This window comes from Vibrio sp. MMG023 (genome assembly GCF_021654215.1).
Classification (GTDB): Bacteria; Pseudomonadota; Gammaproteobacteria; order Enterobacterales; family Vibrionaceae; genus Vibrio; species Vibrio jasicida.
Genome location: NZ_JAKFZP010000007.1, coordinates 208,862 through 227,739, shown reverse-complemented (window position 1 = coordinate 227,739; position 18,878 = coordinate 208,862). Strand labels below are relative to the sequence as shown.

19 protein-coding genes are annotated in these 18,878 nt (G+C 45.5%); 10 read left to right on the top strand and 9 right to left on the bottom strand.

The window, feature by feature from the left end; translation table 11 throughout:
* The first annotated feature begins 124 nt into the window (after positions 1–124).
* Together L1076_RS22065 and L1076_RS22060 are read left to right on the top strand one after the other, a co-directional pair.
* A complete protein-coding gene (locus tag L1076_RS22065) occupies positions 125–775 on the top strand; it encodes a Qnr family pentapeptide repeat protein (RefSeq protein ID WP_102389039.1) in 651 nt (216 codons plus the stop codon).
* Positions 776–786: 11 nt separating this feature from the next.
* Entirely contained in the window at positions 787–1,098 is a 312-nt protein-coding gene (locus L1076_RS22060; RefSeq protein ID WP_237304477.1) for a cupin domain-containing protein, read from the top strand.
* Positions 1,099–1,209: 111 nt separating this feature from the next.
* Here the strand turns inward: L1076_RS22060 and L1076_RS22055 are convergent, their stop codons facing one another.
* Positions 1,210–1,440 (bottom strand): hypothetical protein, encoded by a 231-nt coding sequence (locus L1076_RS22055; RefSeq protein ID WP_038869716.1) that lies wholly within the window; start codon positions 1,438–1,440, stop codon positions 1,210–1,212.
* Between the two features lie 5 nt (positions 1,441–1,445).
* Positions 1,446–2,840, bottom strand: coding sequence for an MATE family efflux transporter (locus tag L1076_RS22050; protein ID WP_237304476.1), 1,395 nt, complete (start codon positions 2,838–2,840; stop codon positions 1,446–1,448).
* A gap of 108 nt (positions 2,841–2,948) precedes the next feature.
* On the opposite strand from L1076_RS22050, the gene L1076_RS22045 reads away from it, so the two are divergent.
* Positions 2,949–3,839: a LysR family transcriptional regulator gene (locus tag L1076_RS22045; protein WP_038869717.1), complete on the top strand. Its 891-nt coding sequence runs from the start codon at positions 2,949–2,951 to the stop codon at positions 3,837–3,839.
* A 158-nt stretch (positions 3,840–3,997) separates the two neighbouring features.
* On the opposite strand, the gene L1076_RS22040 is transcribed toward L1076_RS22045, so the two are convergent.
* The gene (locus L1076_RS22040) at positions 3,998–4,744 is read right to left on the bottom strand and encodes a hypothetical protein (RefSeq protein ID WP_237304475.1); all 747 of its coding nucleotides are present in this window, start codon (positions 4,742–4,744) and stop codon (positions 3,998–4,000) included.
* 187 nt (positions 4,745–4,931) lie between these two features.
* Between L1076_RS22040 and L1076_RS22035 the strand changes: the two genes are divergently transcribed.
* Positions 4,932–5,261 carry a multidrug efflux SMR transporter gene (locus L1076_RS22035; protein WP_005434828.1) on the top strand — a complete coding sequence of 110 codons (330 nt, stop codon included), beginning with the start codon at positions 4,932–4,934 and terminating at the stop codon, positions 5,259–5,261.
* Positions 5,262–5,277: 16 nt separating this feature from the next.
* A complete protein-coding gene (locus tag L1076_RS22030; protein WP_237304474.1) occupies positions 5,278–5,907 on the top strand; it encodes an HAD family hydrolase in 630 nt (209 codons plus the stop codon).
* A 55-nt stretch (positions 5,908–5,962) separates the two neighbouring features.
* Here L1076_RS22030 and L1076_RS22025 read toward each other — a convergent pair whose 3' ends face one another.
* Both L1076_RS22025 and L1076_RS22020 read right to left on the bottom strand, forming a co-directional pair.
* Positions 5,963–7,141, bottom strand: a complete 1,179-nt coding sequence (locus tag L1076_RS22025) for a lytic polysaccharide monooxygenase (RefSeq protein ID WP_237304509.1) — start codon at positions 7,139–7,141, stop codon at positions 5,963–5,965.
* A gap of 215 nt (positions 7,142–7,356) precedes the next feature.
* Positions 7,357–7,797, bottom strand: coding sequence for an Lrp/AsnC family transcriptional regulator (locus L1076_RS22020; RefSeq protein ID WP_027726611.1), 441 nt, complete (start codon positions 7,795–7,797; stop codon positions 7,357–7,359).
* A 149-nt stretch (positions 7,798–7,946) separates the two neighbouring features.
* On the opposite strand from L1076_RS22020, the gene L1076_RS22015 reads away from it, so the two are divergent.
* From L1076_RS22015 to L1076_RS21995, 5 genes are all read left to right on the top strand, one after another.
* Entirely contained in the window at positions 7,947–8,531 is a 585-nt protein-coding gene (locus L1076_RS22015; RefSeq protein ID WP_039975475.1) for a LysE family translocator, read from the top strand.
* 281 nt (positions 8,532–8,812) lie between these two features.
* Positions 8,813–10,735, top strand: a complete 1,923-nt coding sequence (locus L1076_RS22010; protein WP_237304473.1) for a S9 family peptidase — start codon at positions 8,813–8,815, stop codon at positions 10,733–10,735.
* 233 nt (positions 10,736–10,968) lie between these two features.
* A complete protein-coding gene (locus L1076_RS22005; RefSeq protein ID WP_237304472.1) occupies positions 10,969–11,742 on the top strand; it encodes a siderophore-interacting protein in 774 nt (257 codons plus the stop codon).
* Positions 11,743–11,960: 218 nt separating this feature from the next.
* Entirely contained in the window at positions 11,961–12,827 is an 867-nt protein-coding gene (locus L1076_RS22000) for a LysR family transcriptional regulator (protein WP_050566710.1), read from the top strand.
* Between the two features lie 241 nt (positions 12,828–13,068).
* On the top strand, positions 13,069–13,899 hold the full coding sequence (locus tag L1076_RS21995; RefSeq protein ID WP_237304471.1) for a hypothetical protein: 831 nt from the start codon (positions 13,069–13,071) through the stop codon (positions 13,897–13,899).
* A gap of 71 nt (positions 13,900–13,970) precedes the next feature.
* On the opposite strand, the gene L1076_RS21990 is transcribed toward L1076_RS21995, so the two are convergent.
* The 4 genes from L1076_RS21990 to L1076_RS21975 form a co-directional block, all read right to left on the bottom strand.
* Complete coding sequence (locus L1076_RS21990) at positions 13,971–14,840, bottom strand: LysR family transcriptional regulator (protein ID WP_038869734.1); 870 nt, start codon at positions 14,838–14,840, stop codon at positions 13,971–13,973.
* A 69-nt stretch (positions 14,841–14,909) separates the two neighbouring features.
* On the bottom strand, positions 14,910–15,422 hold the full coding sequence (locus L1076_RS21985; RefSeq protein ID WP_038869736.1) for a GNAT family N-acetyltransferase: 513 nt from the start codon (positions 15,420–15,422) through the stop codon (positions 14,910–14,912).
* Positions 15,423–15,544: 122 nt separating this feature from the next.
* A complete protein-coding gene (locus L1076_RS21980; protein ID WP_237304470.1) occupies positions 15,545–17,701 on the bottom strand; it encodes a metallophosphoesterase in 2,157 nt (718 codons plus the stop codon).
* A 240-nt stretch (positions 17,702–17,941) separates the two neighbouring features.
* The gene (locus L1076_RS21975) at positions 17,942–18,748 is read right to left on the bottom strand and encodes an arylamine N-acetyltransferase (protein WP_237304469.1); all 807 of its coding nucleotides are present in this window, start codon (positions 18,746–18,748) and stop codon (positions 17,942–17,944) included.
* Positions 18,749–18,878: the final 130 nt, after the last annotated feature.

The following is an 18,878-nucleotide window of genomic DNA, read 5'->3' as shown; positions in this document are numbered from 1 at the left end:
ACCGCTTAAATTGGCGATTTTCGGCCTTTGTAAGCCACTGAAATACAACAAGTTATATTTCTGGAAAATCAGTCACTTAGGGTGTTAGTCTGCTTCCAACCGAACAAAGAAAAGATAAAAAGCCATGATTAAGACCGATCTCACTTTCGAACAGGAAGACTTTTCTCATCACGATTTGCAAAACACCACCTTTGAAAACTGCCGCTTTTATCAGTGCAATTTCGACCACGCCGATCTGAGTGATGCCAAGTTTATTGACTGCCGTTTTATCCAGCCGAGCGACATAGAAGGCTGCAGTTTCCGTTATGCCAAACTGAAAGATGCCAGCTTTAGCAACTGCATGTTGACCATGTCTCAGTTCAATGGCGCAGATTGCGTCGGCATCGAACTGCGCAAATGCGATTTGAAGGGCGCAAACTTTCAAAGTGCCAACTTCGCTAATCGCGTCAGCAACACGGTGTTCTTTTGTATCGCCTATATCACGGGCTGCAACTTGGCTTACACCAATTTTGAGCGCGCACTGCTAGAGAAATGTGATCTATTTGAAAACCGATGGAACGGTGCCAATTTGATGGGCGCGAGCTTTAAAGGCTCTGACTTATCGAGAGGAGAATTCAGTCGAGAACAATGGGGCAGCTTTAATATAGAAGAGAGCGATCTTACCCACGTCGACTTAGAAGGCTTGGACATTCGCCGCGTCTCTTTATACGGTGTTAAGATCTGTGACTGGCAGCAAGAACAACTGCTCGCACCATTTGGATTGATCGTTATTTAGGAAGAGGCATTATGAATCTGTTTAAAGACCTACCCAGTGATCTGAGTGAAGAAGTGTTCGAAGATTTACTCACACATAAACAACTGCGCATCGAGCGTATTGCCTCAAAGGGGCAAACCACGCCAGAGGGCAAGTGGTACGTTCAAGAAGAACATGAGTGGGTGTTGGTGCTGCAAGACGCAGGCGAACTGACTTATGAAGATGGATCGGTAAAACGTTTAGAAGCCGGTGACCATATCAACATTCCGGCGCATACGAAGCATCGCGTCAGTTGGACAGACCCAGAACAAGAGACAATTTGGTTGGCAGTTTTTTATCAATAACCATCTATCATTTTAGAAATAAAAAAGGGGAAGGTATGCTCACCATTCCCCAAAAAGATACAAGTGGAATCGCTCTAGACTTGTATCAAAGCAGCCCCGATAAGAGCCTTCCTAGCTATTTTTTTCTTTTGACGTTGTTGTTTCCTTTTCATGCTTGTAACCCATGGTGCGGATGTGCTCTCCGTGAATGGTGTTCTTCATCAACTCCCAAAGCGCCGCAAGAAAGCGCTTGTGCATCGCATGGTGGCGAATGTATTTCACGTGAATAAATAAATAGATCATTACGAACACAAGCACGGCGATGGTCACACCATAAGCTTCATAAACACTGAGTAAGTTCATTACTATTACCCTTCTTTAACTAAACAATTCATCCACTTTCGACTGCGAAATCGGTGTAAACACGCCGCCCACTTAAACAGCGTCTCTAAAAAGAACATCGCGAACACGACCGGTGCAGAAAAGCTGAACACAAGAGCACCAAGAGCCGCTAATGGAATACCAAACAACCATTGAGTGCATAAGTCTTGGTAAAGGCAAAATTTAACATCCCCACCAGCTCGCAATACACCAACGACCATTAGCGTAGGCAAAGAACGCAACAAAATACCGACACACAAAATCATGTAAAACTGCTCTGCCATTCGTCTTGTTTCTGCAGATAACGCCGTAAACAGGTCTAACACCGAGGATTGCAGGAACCACAAAGAAATCGACACAACCAGAGTCACACCAATGGCAATAACAGTAAATCCTTTCGCTTGGGCATAGGCTAGTTCAGGCTTATTCGCTCCAAGTTGATTCCCAACGATGACGGCAGAAGCATTCGCAATACCCGTCAAAAAACTGAGAGAAAAAGCCTCTATCGGTGTAATCACAGAAAGCACCACCAAGCCTGCCTCTCCGGTTTGCCCCATAATGGCGGTATAAGCAAACAAACCACCTGACCACGCTAAGAAATTAAGTGTTGTCGGGGTTGATAAAGCGAAAAACGATCGAACATAGCGCCACTGAACTGCATCTTTGAGTGCTTGAGTGCCAAATCTTAGAGGATGCGCCTTAACCTTTAAGAACACATAAATCACAGCCACTTCCAGCATGGAGCTCAGGACCGTTGCTATCGCTGCACCTTTTAAGCCAAGCTGAGGAAACCCTAGGTGACCAAAAATCAGCACCCAGTTAAACAACACATTTAACGCAATGCCGAGGCCACTAAACCAGGTACTTAACGCAGCTTGGTGCATGGCTCGTAAACCAGCAGCAACACTACCGACAAAGGCGACAGCGAGCAGGCTCCAACTCGATACCTGCAAGTACTGATGGCCCAACGCGATGATTTCCGGCGATTTGGTCGACAGCCCTATGATGTCATCACCATAAAAGTGAAAAGCAAACAATGGGATGAACGACGCCAATGTCGCCATTATCCAAGTCAATGCAGTACTTCGTGTCACTCCCTTCTGGTCTTTGGCCCCAAAATATTGCGCGGTCAGCATCGCTCCACCCGCGGTGACACCAGCTAAAAATATTGTTGCCACAAATAGTGCGCGGCTCGCCACACCAATTGCTGCGATATTTTGTTCAGTAAGCTGCCCGATCATGACGAGATCAATCACCCCTTTGCTTGAGAACAAAATGGTTTGCAGTGTGACTGGGATTGCTACGGTCACAATAACTTTGAATAGATCAGCGCTAAATATTGGTGGCTGCACTTTGGCGTAAGATGTGGAGTTAAAGGACATCTCTCTCGCAAATTTAATAACAGAATTTGCACCAATTATGGATGGATAATTACTATCTTAAAAACCACTTATGTGGGGATATTACGTTCATAATGTAAGGAAATTCATTTGCACTCTCTCGATCAACTCTACGCTTTTGTCTCCGTTTATGAACACCATTCATATAGCGCCGCTGGACGTCACCTAGGAAAAGACCGAACGACGGTTCGTGAACTGGTAAAAGCTTATGAAGATGACTTAGGGTTCGAGTTATTCATTATTGAAGGGCGTAAAGCCCTTGCGACTCCAAGAGCTGAGCACCTATACCCACAAACCCGTCTAGTGCTTCGTCAAAATCAAAAGCTGCAAGAATTTAGTCAAGCCATGTTTGATGAGCCGAAAATGGAAATGAAGTTGGGGTACGACATGGACTTTCCAATTGAGCTTATCGCAGAGCTGGAACGGCGAAGCCTAGAGCAATTCCCTCAAATGCGTATACATTGGCTAGAGACAAATAGAGAACAAGCAATAAAAGCGGTTTCAGAGCATAAATTAGATTTCGCGATACTTCCTGCAAAAGGAAGCATTGAACCCGAGTATCCATGCGCTTATAAACATCTTGGTTATGTTGCCTATGGTCTGTTCGTCAATCCAAATAGCGACCTAGCATACAAAACTGATTTTGGCCTCGAAGATGCACAGCTTGAGGTGCAGTACCTTATGCATAACCATGTCAACGGAGAGGGGATGATTCAAGCTTTCTCGACACATACTCGAGTCGTAAGCAGCCACGCTTTATTAGTCAGATTACTAGAAAATGGTGGATGGACTCTTCTTCCACTGTCCGTTGGTCAACGCTATGCCCACAAAAAAAAGTTAAAAAAGATTAATACTTCACTTCTCGCGAATAACATAAAGGTGCCGTTTAGCCTATTTCACCCTATCGGAATGGAGCATCAAATCACGACAAAAGCGCTCGTAACATGGTGTTCAGAATTGGCAACATCTTATTTTCGCTAAAGAAAAACGGGGAAAGAAACCCTAACTTTCCCCATGTGCGCAATAAAGGGTCTAGGTGAGGCGCAAAAGAAATTGAAGTCATGACTCCGAGCCAGTCTCCCAACCGTTACTCAGAAATGAACCTAGTCACCACTTCAATGTTCATAGATAAAAACGTGTTATTGGCGTGAGAGTGTGTTTTGTTTGCGGTTGTATTCGAATCGATGGCTTTGCTCAACGCTGTCTTTGACTTCTAGCCCTTCCATCGTCGTTGTGCCTATCTCCAGCCGAACTTGATCATTGTTTAAGTCCACTATCAGCTCATCATATTGGCTTTTTTCACCATTATCGTCGTACTGCAAACGCACCTTGTACGTGCCTTTGCTTGCATCATATTCAGCTTGATAACCTTGGTTGAACGCCTCAATCGCAATGCCTTCTGGATACACCACCATGTCAACACGCGTTGGTGCTTCGGTGAATTTATAGGTTGAGATACCAAAACGGGTTTCGATGATCTCCGCTTCATAAAAGAAGTGTTCAATCTCGTTCGATGAGCTGACCATCACCATTTCAGGCGTTAGCCGCATCAAGTGAAACTCAAAAATCAGAGAGGTTTTGTTATCACCAACATTCGGGACTAGAGCTTCCAACTCCGCGAGGGTACTCACATTAAAATCACGCAAAATGTTTAATGAGAGTCGATCGAGCGTGTAAGTCACTTTGCGAGACAAGTTCTCGGCCTCAAAGCCTAGTAAATCGTCGCTGATGGTGTCCGTAATCGAACGATGCAGCAGATCGATACCGTCCACCTCATAGTTCGCTCTGTGATCTTTAAACTTAGGCACAGAGTTTGTCGTTATTCCTTCGCCACCACAGCCACTCAGTGCAAGCACCATTGCAATACTCGCTATTGCTTTATGCATCTGTACACGCTCCTTTTCCAAGACGGCGGCAGTGTAACGATTGCGGCAACGAGTTGATGTAAGCGTATGTAAGACTGGCTTATTATTACAACCAAGTAAAAGTCATTTGAATTTTTATGGGATTATCATTTTATTCGACATCAATATACTAGCCCCATTCCAAATTAACCGATGACGAATGATAACAATGAGCTGGTTTTTCTTACTTTTAGGCGTGGGCGCAGAAGCCCTTTCACACGTTGCACTTAAAGCCACTGATGGCTTTAGCAAACCGCTGCCTGCAACCCTTGTATTAGTTGGCCACTTAGCTGCCTTTGTCTGTTTGGCGCAGGCGATGAAAGGCGGCATGCCAGTTGGCATTGTTCACGCTCTTTGGGCAGGTTTGGCAATTGTATCGGTGACTTTAATCTCGCAATTGGTTTACCGCCAGCACATGGATACTAGCCTTTGGATTGGCATGGCACTTATCGCAGCGGGCGTGATGGTGATAAACTTCTCTCACGGACACGCACACTAAACCATAAGGCAGCGGATTGTCAGATAGCCAAAAGCCCTCTCTCGCACTGTTTGATTTTGATGGCACCATCACCGATGAGGATATGTTTAGCGCCTTCCTCCACTATTCTGTTTTTGGCCTGCGCAAGTGGGTCGGAAACGTTGTGATTCTACCGTTCTATGCACTCTACAAGGCAGGGATTATCCCAGCTAAGCGAATGCGCCCTATCGCCAGTTTCATCGCCTTTGCAGGAAGAACAACGCAAGAAGTTGAAGCGTTAGGAGCCCAGTTTGCAAAAGAGGTGATTGAGAAACACATTCGCCCAGAAGCCCAAGCGAAACTGGAATGGCACCAAGCGCGAGGCGACACCATTGTCGTGGTCTCAGCATCACTTAACGCCTACTTAAAACCATGGAGCCAAACACACGGCTACCAATTACTATGTAGTGAATTACTCAGCGAAAGCGAACACATTAGTGGTCGTTACCAAAGTGGTGATTGCAGTTTGGAAAGAAAGGTCGAGCGTGTGCAACGTGCTTTCGACTTGAACCAATACGAAACAATTTATGCTTACGGCGATACCCACGAAGACATTCCGATGCTCAAATTGGCCGATCATGCGATGATGAACTGGCAACCTTGGCAAGGCGAAAACGGCCTGAATTAAAACAAGAAACCCTTCTCAATTGAGAAGGGTTTTGCGTATTTGGAAAGAATGAAGCTTAACGCCAAACACCCCACTCACCTGTAGTTCCAGGCTCCTCACCACGCGTCCACCACTGCGCTGTCCATTCACGGCCGTTGTGTGTCACGACGTCACCTTGGTTGTACACTGCATCTTTACTCCAAAGGTTGGTCGGCTCTACCGGCGGTGTAGTATCACCTTTAATCAATGACAACGCGTAGCTAAAGTTAGCGTTCGGAGCCAACACTTGGTTTGCGTAGATGTTGTTGGTATCGAACATATAGTGGTTCATTGCTTCGTGCCAAATACCCACGTACCAATCGCCCGTTTGCTGCGAGTTAAACTGATCAGCTAACTCCGCAGCCCACGTTGTGGTGTTGTTTGCACTGATTGGTAGTGACAGATCGACGATCTCGCTGCCCGTTGCATTAAACGTGCGGAATCGTACCGTATCTCCCGCCTCTACCGGACCAAAGCCTTGTGGGACAAAGTAACCCAGAGCAGTCAGGTTGTTTGCCGGATCGGTTGGGTCTACTGGATCGGTTGGAGGCGTTGTACCATTGCCGTTCAAGGTAATGTCACTACAGTTGTAGAAGCCCTCACCTGCCACATCAATACGTTGCCAACGAGTATAGAGAATCGCATCACCTGAACGATCGGCTGGGAAGGTTACCTGCATACGGTAGCGTTTTTCTGCATCCACATACACATCGCCAGCAGTATCAATCAGCTCTAAATCATCCCAAGTCAGTGGTTGCGCATCATCATATGTTGGCTTAGAAAGGTAGAACTCCCAGTAAGACGGGTTATGCGGTGCTTTGCCGAAGAACACCAATTCGATTTGATTGTTTGCATCTGGCGTCACGTTAGTACGTTGCCAATTTGGAGATGGGATATTCAAACCTTTCTTAGCAGCATCACCCGCTGAACAAAGTTCACCGTCACGAACAATCGCTTTCACATGCGCCATATCGCGGTAGTTCGGCACGTTTGCAGCAATCTCGCTACGTTGTACGAAGGGATATGCGCCCGACTCGTCATAAGCGGCCTGACAAGCTTGGTTTGGGATTTCATTGGTCCAAAAGCCGCCATCTAAATAACAAGTATTTTGACGTGCACTTGGAAACTCGACCCAGCCATGAGCGCTGACATTAAAAGAGCTTAAAGCCGCAACTGCGCCCAAGCTTGCAAGAGGAAGGGTTACGTATGATTTCATCATTCATCCTTAAATTTTCAGATCCACTGCACGCGAACCGGGCAGCGACGTAGAAAAACTAGCAGGATGAGATTATTTAGAAGGTGAGAATAAATACTGGAATTGTCAGATTGCAGACTGCTTTCCAGCATTTTATGTGGACTTTACTCATACTCGACTGACTCTTTCGAGTCACTTCAAATTGATGTGCCACAAAACAATGTTCTCTATACGAGCTATCGCTCATCTTTTGGCGTGTCCATCACCACCATGGTTGTAATGGCTTTTACGTGTTCGCATTCCCCAAGAACATCGGCATGAAACGCTTTGTACGCCGCTAGGTCTTGAGTTTCGACTCTTAATAGATACTCGTTAGAACCCGTAATGTTGTGGCACTCGACAACTTGGTCGACAAATCGAACGTGCTCTTCAAAGCCTAGTTGCGCGTGTTTAGAATGCGATGCCAAGCCTATCGACACATACGCGACAAAACCGACGCCCATTTGTTGATTATCTAGCACCGCTCTATAGCCTTTAATCACGCCTTTTCGCTCCAAATCTTGCACTCGGCGCAAGGTCGCGGATGGCGATAATCCAACTCGTTCAGACAGCTCCACATTGGAGATTCTTCCGTCTGATTTCAGCGCTTGCAATATTCTTTCGTCAAATCTATCCATGATGCTCTTTTGTTGTTTAGCGAGTGAGTATTCGTCAAATAAAAGCACAAAATTGATGGCGCTTCTACCTATCATTGTTCTCGACCGGTCAGAAAACGTAATCCTTTGCCTGCTGATTCGCAGGCAAAACAGAAATGCAGGAACACATTATGGAATACCATCAACTTGGTGCGTTGGCACTGTTTGCGTTTGTCTCGACCTTCACTCCAGGACCGAACAACATCATGCTTATGACGTCTGGCGCTAACGTCGGCTTTAAGCGCACTATCCCACACATGTTAGGCATCACACTGGGTTTCGCTGCGATGCTGATTTTGGTTGGCATTGGTCTTATGGGCTTGTTTCATGCGTATCCGATCACGCATAGCGTCCTGAAGGTAATGAGCCTGACTTACTTGTTGTACCTCACGTACAAAATAGCAACCAGCAGCAAAACGGAAGTCAAAGATGATTACCGACCAATGAGCTTTTGGGGTGCAGTGGCGTTTCAATGGGTGAATCCTAAAGGCTGGTCCATGGCACTCACTGCCATCACCGTATACAGCAGTGGCGGATCTTGGCTAGAACTGGCCTTTATCGCTGGCATCTTCTGCTTAGCAAACCTGCCTTCTGTGACTTTTTGGACGGCGGCAGGCATGCAACTTCAACGTTGGTTGACCACGTCTAAACGCGTAAAAGGCTTCAACTATGGCATGGCGGCGCTTCTACTTCTGTCGACTATCCCAATGATATAAATGATAAAACAATGAAAGATAAGTGTGACTTATGCCAAGTTTTAGCTAGTCCTTTGTTCGGTAAGTACAAATAATCGCCACTTCCACGGATGGATTGGGTCATAGTAGCAACAGCAGTGACTAAAACATGAAAACTTAATAAGCACTCGCCTGAGCTAAGTTAGCGATTGGGCGCACTTCATCACTGCTTTGTCACGGCGCTGTATTTTGCCGCGACAATCGATTCACTCTGACCGACAAGCACGATGCTGACAGGTCTGTCACACAAGGAGCGTTACACAATGCGTACTCGCAAGCTCATTCTTGCTACCGCTTTTGGCTTACTCGTTTCGGGTTGTAGCCAAACCTCGACCACCACGACTGCAGAGGTCATTCCGCCAGAATATCCGGTGGAATATTTCTTCCGTAATTCAGAAGTATCGAGCTACCAAATCTCCCCAGCTGGCGATTACATTTCGATGATGAAACCGTGGCAAGATCGTAAAAACGTCTTTGTTCATCCCGTGGGCAAAGCCGATCAAGTCAAGCGCATCACATCCATTGCCGATCGCGACATCGCTTACTATTACTGGGTTGGCGATGACACCATCATCTATTCTCGCGACACGGGTGGTGATGAAAACTTCTACCTCGTTACGGTAAACGTAAAAACGGGCGAAGAGAAAACCATCACACCAACGTCCGATGTCGTGGCTTATGTTATCGACACCTTAGAAAGTCAGCCTGACGACATTCTTATCACGACTAACGAACGTAACCCGCAAGTGTTTGATGTTTATCGTCATAACTTGAAAACCGGTGAGAACACGCTGGTTGCGCAAAACCCAGGCAACGTGCGTTACTGGGGTACGGACCACGATGGTAACATTCGTGTGATTTCAACTTCAGACGGCGTAAACACCGCAGTCCTCTATCGTGACACTGTGGATGAAGAGTTCCGTCCATTGAAGAACCTCACCTTCAAAGAAGACTTCTCGCCAATCTCGTTCACACCAGACAACAAGAACCTATATGTTGCTTCTCGTATTACCCGCGATAAATCCGCGATCATTGAATACGATGTGAAAGCAAACAAAGAAGTGCGCGAGATCTTCTCTCATCCAGAAGTGGACGTCACAAATGCGAGTTACTCAAACGCACTGAACAAGCTCACGACGATCTCTTATGTAACGGACAAGCGTCAGTACCATTTCCTTGATAAAGGTTATGAAGAGACTTTTGAGCGTCTGCAAGAAAAGCTTCCGGGCGTTGAAATCTCGGTGAACAACACGACTCGCGACGAGAGAAAAATGATTGTCGTGACCTACAGCGACACCGACCGTCCAAATTACTACTACTACGATCGCGATTCAGACCAACTTGAGAAGTTAGCTGCGAACGCACCTTGGCATAAACCAGAAGACATGGCCGAGATGAAGCCAATCACTTATACCGCTCGTGATGGCTTAACCATTCATGGTTATCTAACACTGCCAAAAGGTCGTGAAGCGAAAGACTTACCACTATTGGTCTTGCCACACGGCGGTCCTTGGGCGCGTGACCATTGGGGCTTCCAACCAGAAGTTCAGCTGTTTGCCAACCGTGGTATCGCGGTACTGCAAATGAACTTCCGTGGCTCAACGGGTTATGGCCGTGAGTTTTGGGAGAAGTCGTTCAAGCAATGGGGTCAGTCGATGCAAGACGACATCACGGACGGCGTAAAATGGGCGATTGACCAAGGTTACGCACAAGATGGCGAAGTGTGCATCTACGGCGCATCTTACGGTGGTTACGCGACATTGGCTGGTGTGACGTTTACGCCAGACCTGTACAAATGTGGCATCGACTACGTTGGCGTGTCTAACCTGTTCACCTTCATGGATTCTATTCCACCATACTGGGCACCTTTCCTAGCCATGCTGCATGAGCAAGTGGGCAATCCGGAAGATCCAGAAGACGCGAAGATGATGAAAGCTTACTCACCGGTGTTCCACGTAGACCAAATCAAAGCACCACTGTTGGTTCTGCAAGGCGCGAAAGACCCACGAGTGGTGAAGAGTGAATCTGACCAAATCGTTAATGCTCTGCGTGACCGCGGCGTTGAAGTGGAGTACATCGTTAAGGAGAACGAAGGTCACGGCTTCCGTTCACTAGAAAACCGTCTTGATGGTTACCAAGCGATGGATCGATTCCTGAAGACGCATTTGTTAGAACAAACGCAGTAAACAAGCTCCATTATTCTCTCAAGGGCACTTCGGTGCCCTTTTTTATTGTCCAGTGACTATCTTATAAAGCGAGACGACGAAGTGTTCATTTGAGCCAGGCGTACCGAAATTAAATCGCCGATTCTCAGATCAGAGTGTAAATTTAGATAAAGACACTATCTGCCTTATTGAGATGCTGTTAATCTTAGATGAGAAAGAGAATAGTTATCAAACGTAGTGAAATGTGAATTAAAATGAAAAAGAAACCACAACCAAAAAGCCTCGTTGTCATCAACACACAAACCGTCACACCGAACATGCAGCGCATTACCCTGCAAGGTGACGCGCTAGGCAACTTCCCACAAGATTGCGAAGGCAGCTACATCAAGCTGTTGTTCAACGAAACCGGCGGCACCGATATTCAAGGCTTCTCAGAAGACAACCGCCCTGTCATGCGTACTTACACCATTCGTCGCTTCGACCCGCAAGCATGCACGATTGAAGTCGATTTCGTACGTCACATCACCAAAGACCTACAATGTGGCTTTGCCGCGCGTTGGGCAATGTCTGCCAAAGAAGGCGACACTATTAACATCGCTGGCCCTGGCAGCATCTCGAACCTAAATACAGAAGCAGACTGGTTCTTTATGGCGGCGGACATGACTGCACTGCCAGCGCTGTCTGCAAAGATTCGCACTCTGCCAGAGGACGCAACAGGTTATGCGGTGATCAGTGTGATCTCTGAAGCAGATATCCAAACTCTCGAAGCACCAGCAGGTATGGAAATCCATTGGATCACCGAGCAATCACTCGAAGATAAGGTTCGCTCACTGGAATGGAAAACAGGTGAAGCTGCTGTGTGGTGTGCCTGTGAGTTCGACTCGATGCGTGCGCTACGCCAATACTTCCGTAACGAAAAAGAAGTGGAACGTGAAAACCTTTACCTCAGCAGTTACTGGAAACAAGGCGTATCGGAAGACGGCCACAAGGTCATCAAGCGCGAAGATGCAGAATTAAACGAGCAGTAAATGTAACTTTATATTACTTTTACTATAGATAACGCTGAGTTTTTTGGTCAAAAGCTCAGCGCTTATTTCTTATATCCTATAAATATCAATAAATTACAACCAAACTCATTTCTCTCTCTAAAAACTCCACTTCAATCACTATAACAAATCCATATAGAGTCTATCTTTTAACCTCGTTAAGCTGTCGATAATCTACCCACCATAACGACGAGGCAAGCATGAACACCGATAAAGTAAAAGCCTTTGTAAATGCCGCTGAGCTTGGTTCCTTTTCTGCTGCAGCGCGAAAGCAGGGTAAAGCGCAGTCTTGGATTAGCAATGCCATCAGTGATTTAGAGATCGATTTATCGGTCGAGTTATTCTCACGTGACGGCTATAAACCAAAGCTCACCGCAGAAGGAGATAATTTACTCGGTTACGCCAAAAGCGTGCTCGCTGCAGAGAGAAAATTTTTGCGCCATGCGGAACACTTGGCTCAAGGTGTTGAGGATAAAGTCGTGGTCGCCATTGATGACTGGTTACTGGATGACAAGATGCGCCAAATCATCATTGGGTTTCAGCAACAGTTTCCTCAAGTGGAATTAGTGCTCCATAAACGTCCAACCCAAGATGTGGTTGCCATGCTCGAAGAGGATGAAGTAGACCTAGCATTGATTGTTGGAAGGCATTTTTTCGATAGTACGATCCAGTATCAAACTATTGATCACGTGAAGACCTGTTTAATTTGCGCGCCGGGTAACCCTCTGAAAAATAAAGTTGTCGTACCAAGTGATTTGGTAGGCACCACCCAAATAACGCGAAGTAGTGTATTCAATTTGGACAATCGCTTCCTCGACCTCGAAGAAGTCAACAAGATCAGAATTGATGATATTGAAACAAGCATAGAGCTTGTAAGCCAAGATATAGGTTGGGCTATCATCCCACTGGCATTAGCGAACCAAAACTCACACAAAGTAGCTATTGCTCAAACGAGCCTTGGGGAAAAAGGGCATTTGTTTCGAGTAGACATGATTACATCAGAAATTCGAGCCAACGGTATTGCCACCGATTGGCTGAAAAAGACATTAATCACTGAATACGCATAAAGGCAGTTTAGAAAAAGAGGAGGTAATATACGAATATAGTTCTATCGTAAATCTGAAGTTTACTTTTTATTCTGTTTATATCTAAACGTCAGTTGGCTTAAATAATATTAGGAAAGGCATTAACCGTAATGTCAGGAATCACTCTTCTCTTTAAATTAAAAAATAATAAAGAGGATAATGGAATAGTAATTGAGTGTTCTTATTTTTCATCAAAACGAATTTATAATGACTAGGTAAAAATATGAAAAAAACTCTTTTGCTTGCGAGTATATTGCCATTCTTGGTTGCGTGTAATTCCTCAGACACAAGCGGTGACAACGGCATTGATTCTGGAATAAAACCTATTCAGCCAATCGAACCCGCGCCCCCGGTTCACCCTATAGAGCCGGGTGAGCCTGTCCATCCAATTGAACCCGAGTATCCTGTGCATCCGATTGAGCCAGAAACACCTGTTCACCCCATAGAGCCCGGAGAACCTATTAATCCGATTGAACCTGTCGTTCCGATGTATCAAGCCGTAGCCGACCATTTTCAGAAAACTTATGACCAGATACATGACCTTTGCGAATCCGACTATCATTTGAATGAGATGTCTGGTTTTCACTATGAGATGGAATGTCGCTGGTCTGAATCTGATGAAACATTTTCCGTTTATTATCAAGAAAAAACCGATACTAGTAATCAAGTCGCAGATATTACTCTGATATTTAATAACGAGCTATTAAATGATAACTACATTGGCGTTGATTTAAAACACAGAACAGCCATTACACAAAGAGTATTCGATGTCGAAGACTTCTCACTCGTAACTTATTACCGTGACAATATTCACTGGGAAGTAAATACAGCGCATAGCTTTGAGCATATTCACGCCCAAACTCGCCACCAAGCCGTTGTAATGAATCACCCAGACGATAAAACGATGCCTCGTGATTTTCTGCGTATGAGTGAGGAACTTACGTTTGGCGTCGAAAGTACTTTTTCTGAGATAAAAGAAGGTCAATTGACAGCACGCTTCAAATACTACCAACCGAGTGTGTTTTACAAATTGAACGACATATTTAATAACTAAGCAGCATCCTGCAAGTCCCCGCCTTTGCGAATCAATAACCCCTGATAAGCAAAGTGCTGGGGACACTTTTCCTAGTTCATATTTTCAGCCAAGAAATCAATCAGTAAGCGCACTTTTGGCGACAGATTTCGGTTTTGTGGGTACAGCGCCCAAATACCTTCACGATCGTCGCGGTAATCGGTTAACACTTCCACCAGTTCACCGTTATCTAACGCTTCTTGCACGTAGTAATCGGGCAGTTGCACCAAACCTAAACCACGTTTTGCCGCGTCAACCAAGGCAAAGCCACTGTTGCATTTAATTCGGCCAGAAACGCGTAAAGACTTTTCACGTTTTTGCTCTTTAAAGTGCCAGTAATCAGCAGTACCGACCAAACATTGGTGGTGACTCAGCTCAGACAAGGTGTGCGGTTCGCCAGAGCGATCTAAGTACGCTGGGCTAGCACACACGTAAAGCTGTCGAGATGACAAACGCTTGGCAATCAAACTGGAGTCTTGCAAACGTCCGAGACGAATCGCCACATCGACACCTTGCTCAATCAAATCTAACTTTTGGTTGGTCAGATTCAAATCCAGATTCACCTGCGGATATTTCTCAATAAACTGGTGTAGCAACGGCGCTAAGTTCATCTCACCGTAAGTCACAGGAGCGGTTACTTTGAGCAAACCTTTCGGCTCTGCTTGCATTTGCGTGACCGCTAACTCTGCCAACTCTAGACCTTCGACAAGGTGTTTACATTGCTGATAATAGAGCTGCCCCGCTTCGGTCAGTGAGACTTTTCGCGTAGTGCGGTGCAGCAATTTAACGGCTAGACGTTCTTCAAGCGCAGAGACACGACGGCTGATTTGCGCCACCGATGTTTTCAACTTGTTGGCTGCGCCAGTGAAGCTGTTGGTTTCTGCGACAGCAACGAACTCGCTCACGCCTTCCCAATTCGCCATGGTTGTGGTTCCTATGGAATTCTATTTATTGCTTATTCTCACACAAAGTTAAATGCAGAGAAAACCTGTTTAAAAAGGATAGCCGACTAAATGCACCGCTTGTTGTGGCCAAATGATATTTAGGGACAGCACCATGGTGTCTTCTGTGCTCATCCATTCGCGAGGTTTTACTTCCATCTTTAGATTGTCGGTAGGTTGGTATCCGCTCGATTGGTAAACCTGTGTTCGCCCAAACAACACAGAAAAAGCATCACCTCTCTCGAGTGCATCTTGATGAATCACTTTGAGCAACATTTTCACTAACCCTTTGCCGCGATACTCCGGTTGGACGCAAACTTCGGCAATGCCGCTGATCGGAAAAGATTGATCGTCAATCATCACCTGCTTTTCATGTACTGCAATATGAGCCGCAAGTTGAGTGTCATCCCAAATAAGGTAACGATGGCGTGGCATCTCTTGAAAATAGCGCTGAGTTCGGAAGATTTTATCTTGTTCTTTGGTAAAACAAGTAGCGAGTAACGTTCTTAGCTTGGCATCGAGTGCGGGGGTGACGTCATCATCTAATAAGTATTCGAAGCGCATGATTTACCTCATCTATTCTTCATAATTAAAGGTAAACTTTTGGCAAATAACTTACTGAGATATAGCGCAAATAAAGAAAGCGCAGACTGAGCTGCGCTTTCCATTTATTGCATATAGGCAAATCAGTGTTTGAGAATATCTCGCTTCACTTCGCCTTTTAAATCCGTCAATGTTTGCTGCTCAGTATCAATCAAGAAGTGGTCACTGGCTTGTCCCGTTGCAAACTTCTCTAGGATCACAAATAGGCTACCAAAACGGGATCGGAAGACTTCACCAACCGAGTATTCACCTAAGTCACCAAGTTCAGAATCGACCGTTCCCGCGAACTCCGCCAGCTCTCGACTTAACAACTCGTATTGCAATAGCTGTGCTTCTTCAATATCGCGGAAAGCCAGTTCATCGGCATTACGCAGGCGGTAGAAATCTGTTGCTAGCTCTTCACCATTCCATGTAGCAAAGTCATCAAGATTAAAGCCTCCCTGTTGAGCAATCGCTTGAGCTTGTTGCGTCGCCGCCTGCCAATCTTTCTGGAATTGCTCATAATCTACGACCGCGTTTTCATCACAATTAACGATGTCGTACCCTAGCTCTTTCGCTAACTGACACACGGTAAATTGAGTAGAAAGCTGAGACATGATCAACATATCATCACCATCCATGTGCAAAAGCATTTCACGCATTTCCAGTGGCCAATCACTTGGTAGGAAGCGCAGACGCGTCAGTTCTCGGATGTGCCAATCAGTCAGAGCATAATAGCTTTCAGCTTCAAGAATCTCTTTATTCCAAATGCTCGCTTTTGCCGTTTCGTCATCACCAGCTTGTTCTGTGAGATGGTCATGCTCCCTCGCATAGTGCTCAAACAACTCGTTGTAGCCTTCAACTTTGTCGATCACGACAGTTTCCACTTCGATTTGATGATCAGGACGGATGTTCAATAGCTTATAAGCTGGAATGTAGCCCGCCAGAGAAGGGGCTTGAATGTTGAAAAGCGTGTGTTGAACGCCATCGATCATGTAACTCTTTTTACCCGTATCGTTAAAGTGCATGTGGCCACCAACGTGAATGCTCAACCCCGTCGCTGCAAGTGCTTTACTGGTATCGTCATTTGGCTCACGAGATAACTGATGGCTTCCTTCTCCGAACAAGTCTTCAATGTCTTCGGATGCACCATTATAGAAATCCGTCATTGGAAAATGGCTGAACGACACAAGTGTTTTGTTCTGCTCTTTTGCCGCTTTAACGACCTCACTGATCCACTCAATCACGTGCTGTTTGTGGGTCAGCATCATGTTGTAGCCTGCACTGCTGGAGCCATCGAAGTCATCGCCGCTGATGGAATCTTCTACCAAGGTGTCTTTTGGCTTGTAGACGTTTGCATCTATCGGCAACAACCACAAGCCTTTTACTGGCTCTACCAAGTAGCTGGTATCTGGCACCACCGCACAGTTGGTATAACCGTCTTGTTTGTATTCACCGCCCGTCCCTTGGTGGCAAATCTCAAACATGCGCTTATCATAAGCGGCTTCTTCGGCGGCAAGTTCATATGAATAGTTGTTACGAGCTTCTTCACTGCTGTAGGGCGTTTCGAAATACAAATAATCTTCTTGAGGATAGAAACCATGCGTACCAAGGATATCCATGATCTCTTTGTAGCCCCACTCTTGTACCTCTTCCGTACAGATGGTGTCTAAATTGTCGCCTTCACCGGGAATGATCCCCCACTCGCCTTCGTAATCAACACACTCATCCTTACCTCGGCTAAAGATGCGTTGTTTCTTGCCGCCCTCACCAAGGTAATCAGATTTGCCCGCTGCCACGGTAAAAGGTTTGTTGGGATCATGGTTGCCCGGTGCAGCAAAAAACTCAAGACCATAAGTCTCACGATAATGGTCAAAGATTTTCACTAACCCACGCATGTGCACAGGTTGGCCGTCATCACTGAAATCCCCTGGTAGCGCAACATATTTAATTCCGCGCTCTACCACGTCATCCAGTGCAGCGATCATCGCGAAATAGTTTTCGTTAAACAACCGCGTCGATTCCATCTGCGACTGCATGGTACGAATCGTCGCATATTTACCGCTGTCATTGGTGTAGAGACCTTGGAAAGAGCCGTCTTGGAAGTCACCATATACATCGTGGAAGTGGATGTCTGGCATAAACGCCACTTGAACTGGCGCTTCGAGCTCTGGTGTATCACTGCTTGAAGAGTCTGAATTACAACCAACTAGAGTAGCTGCAATCAGAACGGAGAGTACGGTCAATGTACTGCGTTTCATTTTTCCCATCCCGATAAAGAGTAATAATTTGAAATCGGGCGAGGAGCTTAGGTGGGAAAAATGACAATTAAGTTGCGACTTTCTTACAACTTATCGTAACTAAATAGAATTTGTGACTCTCGTTCACACTCTTTTTAATCAATAACTTAAACCAATAATCGATGTATCATAGACTGATTTAAACCATTGATGTTCACTATACTTCCAACTAAACATCAATGGCTCAGTCATTCAGAATCGTTATAGCTGAGGTAACGGTTTTAAGTCTTGGTACTCGGCATCTAGCTCAATACCAAAATGCGCTTTTAATGCCGATAGATACTCAGGGCCTCCGTTAAGCTCTACCTCGACCACTTTGTCATTTTCTCGATACTTTAACGTATGATTTGCCAGTGTGATGATCCCCGATTCCGTAGGCAGCGTGGCTACGCGACTAGACGTAAAGCGCGACGTGGGTGACGTAGAAGCAAAGTGATTACCGCAAACAATGTCGCCATCAAACACATGTTCAAAATCCAAGCTATACATATCAAGCCACTGGTTTTCATTGTCATATGATTGAACTTGCAACATATATCCAACGCGATCGTCTTCAATAAAGCGGAATGTTTGAATATCGGTATGAATAGCTTGGTTAAGTACGAATGGCAATGGTGCTCTCGGCGTATTCGAGCCAAAGCCAGCATCGACAATCCATTTTTCATCGCCCATTGTGACCAAAGTAAACTGATGCGTTCTACCTGAGGGCGTACCGGACAAGTGCACGCGACCTAAAAGCGGTCTAGCATCAAACCCCACCTTTTGCAGTACTCTTAAAAGCAATCCATTCAATTCAAAGCAATATCCCCCACGGTTGTGATAGACCAGCTTGTCGATAATGTCTCGCTCAGAGATAGATACGCCTCTCCCCAATGCAATATCAAAGTTTTCAAATGGAAATTTCCGCTGTTGATTGATATGCAACTTGAACAATAAATTAATGCTGATGTCTAAGGCTTGTGCAACACCTATTTTATCTAAGTAAACCTGTAAATCTGTGTTGTTCATTGTGATCCTAACTCGCTGTTTCTTCGCAATGGGCGACACAATAAAACCTCAACCGTAGTTGAGGTCAAACGACAATGCGATTTTTCTGCTACTTATTTGCTTGCATAAATAACGGCTCCAATCGCCCATT

Excerpts from the sequence above, each read along its gene's own strand:
- L1076_RS22065 (WP_102389039.1), top strand. The coding sequence starts at position 125 with ATGATTAAGACCGATCTCACTTTCGAACAGGAAGACTTTTCTCATCAC.
- L1076_RS22060 (WP_237304477.1), top strand. The coding sequence starts at position 787 with ATGAATCTGTTTAAAGACCTACCCAGTGATCTGAGTGAAGAAGTGTTC.
- L1076_RS22055 (WP_038869716.1), bottom strand. The coding sequence starts at position 1,440 with ATGAACTTACTCAGTGTTTATGAAGCTTATGGTGTGACCATCGCCGTG.
- L1076_RS22050 (WP_237304476.1), bottom strand. The coding sequence starts at position 2,840 with ATGTCCTTTAACTCCACATCTTACGCCAAAGTGCAGCCACCAATATTT.
- L1076_RS22040 (WP_237304475.1), bottom strand. The coding sequence starts at position 4,744 with ATGCATAAAGCAATAGCGAGTATTGCAATGGTGCTTGCACTGAGTGGC.
- L1076_RS22035 (WP_005434828.1), top strand. The coding sequence starts at position 4,932 with ATGAGCTGGTTTTTCTTACTTTTAGGCGTGGGCGCAGAAGCCCTTTCA.
- L1076_RS22025 (WP_237304509.1), bottom strand. The coding sequence starts at position 7,141 with ATGAAATCATACGTAACCCTTCCTCTTGCAAGCTTGGGCGCAGTTGCG.
- L1076_RS22020 (WP_027726611.1), bottom strand. The coding sequence starts at position 7,797 with ATGGATAGATTTGACGAAAGAATATTGCAAGCGCTGAAATCAGACGGA.
- L1076_RS22015 (WP_039975475.1), top strand. The coding sequence starts at position 7,947 with ATGGAATACCATCAACTTGGTGCGTTGGCACTGTTTGCGTTTGTCTCG.
- L1076_RS22010 (WP_237304473.1), top strand. The coding sequence starts at position 8,813 with ATGCGTACTCGCAAGCTCATTCTTGCTACCGCTTTTGGCTTACTCGTT.
- L1076_RS22005 (WP_237304472.1), top strand. The coding sequence starts at position 10,969 with ATGAAAAAGAAACCACAACCAAAAAGCCTCGTTGTCATCAACACACAA.
- L1076_RS22000 (WP_050566710.1), top strand. The coding sequence starts at position 11,961 with ATGAACACCGATAAAGTAAAAGCCTTTGTAAATGCCGCTGAGCTTGGT.
- L1076_RS21995 (WP_237304471.1), top strand. The coding sequence starts at position 13,069 with ATGAAAAAAACTCTTTTGCTTGCGAGTATATTGCCATTCTTGGTTGCG.
- L1076_RS21990 (WP_038869734.1), bottom strand. The coding sequence starts at position 14,840 with ATGGCGAATTGGGAAGGCGTGAGCGAGTTCGTTGCTGTCGCAGAAACC.
- L1076_RS21985 (WP_038869736.1), bottom strand. The coding sequence starts at position 15,422 with ATGCGCTTCGAATACTTATTAGATGATGACGTCACCCCCGCACTCGAT.
- L1076_RS21980 (WP_237304470.1), bottom strand. The coding sequence starts at position 17,701 with ATGAAACGCAGTACATTGACCGTACTCTCCGTTCTGATTGCAGCTACT.
- L1076_RS21975 (WP_237304469.1), bottom strand. The coding sequence starts at position 18,748 with ATGAACAACACAGATTTACAGGTTTACTTAGATAAAATAGGTGTTGCA.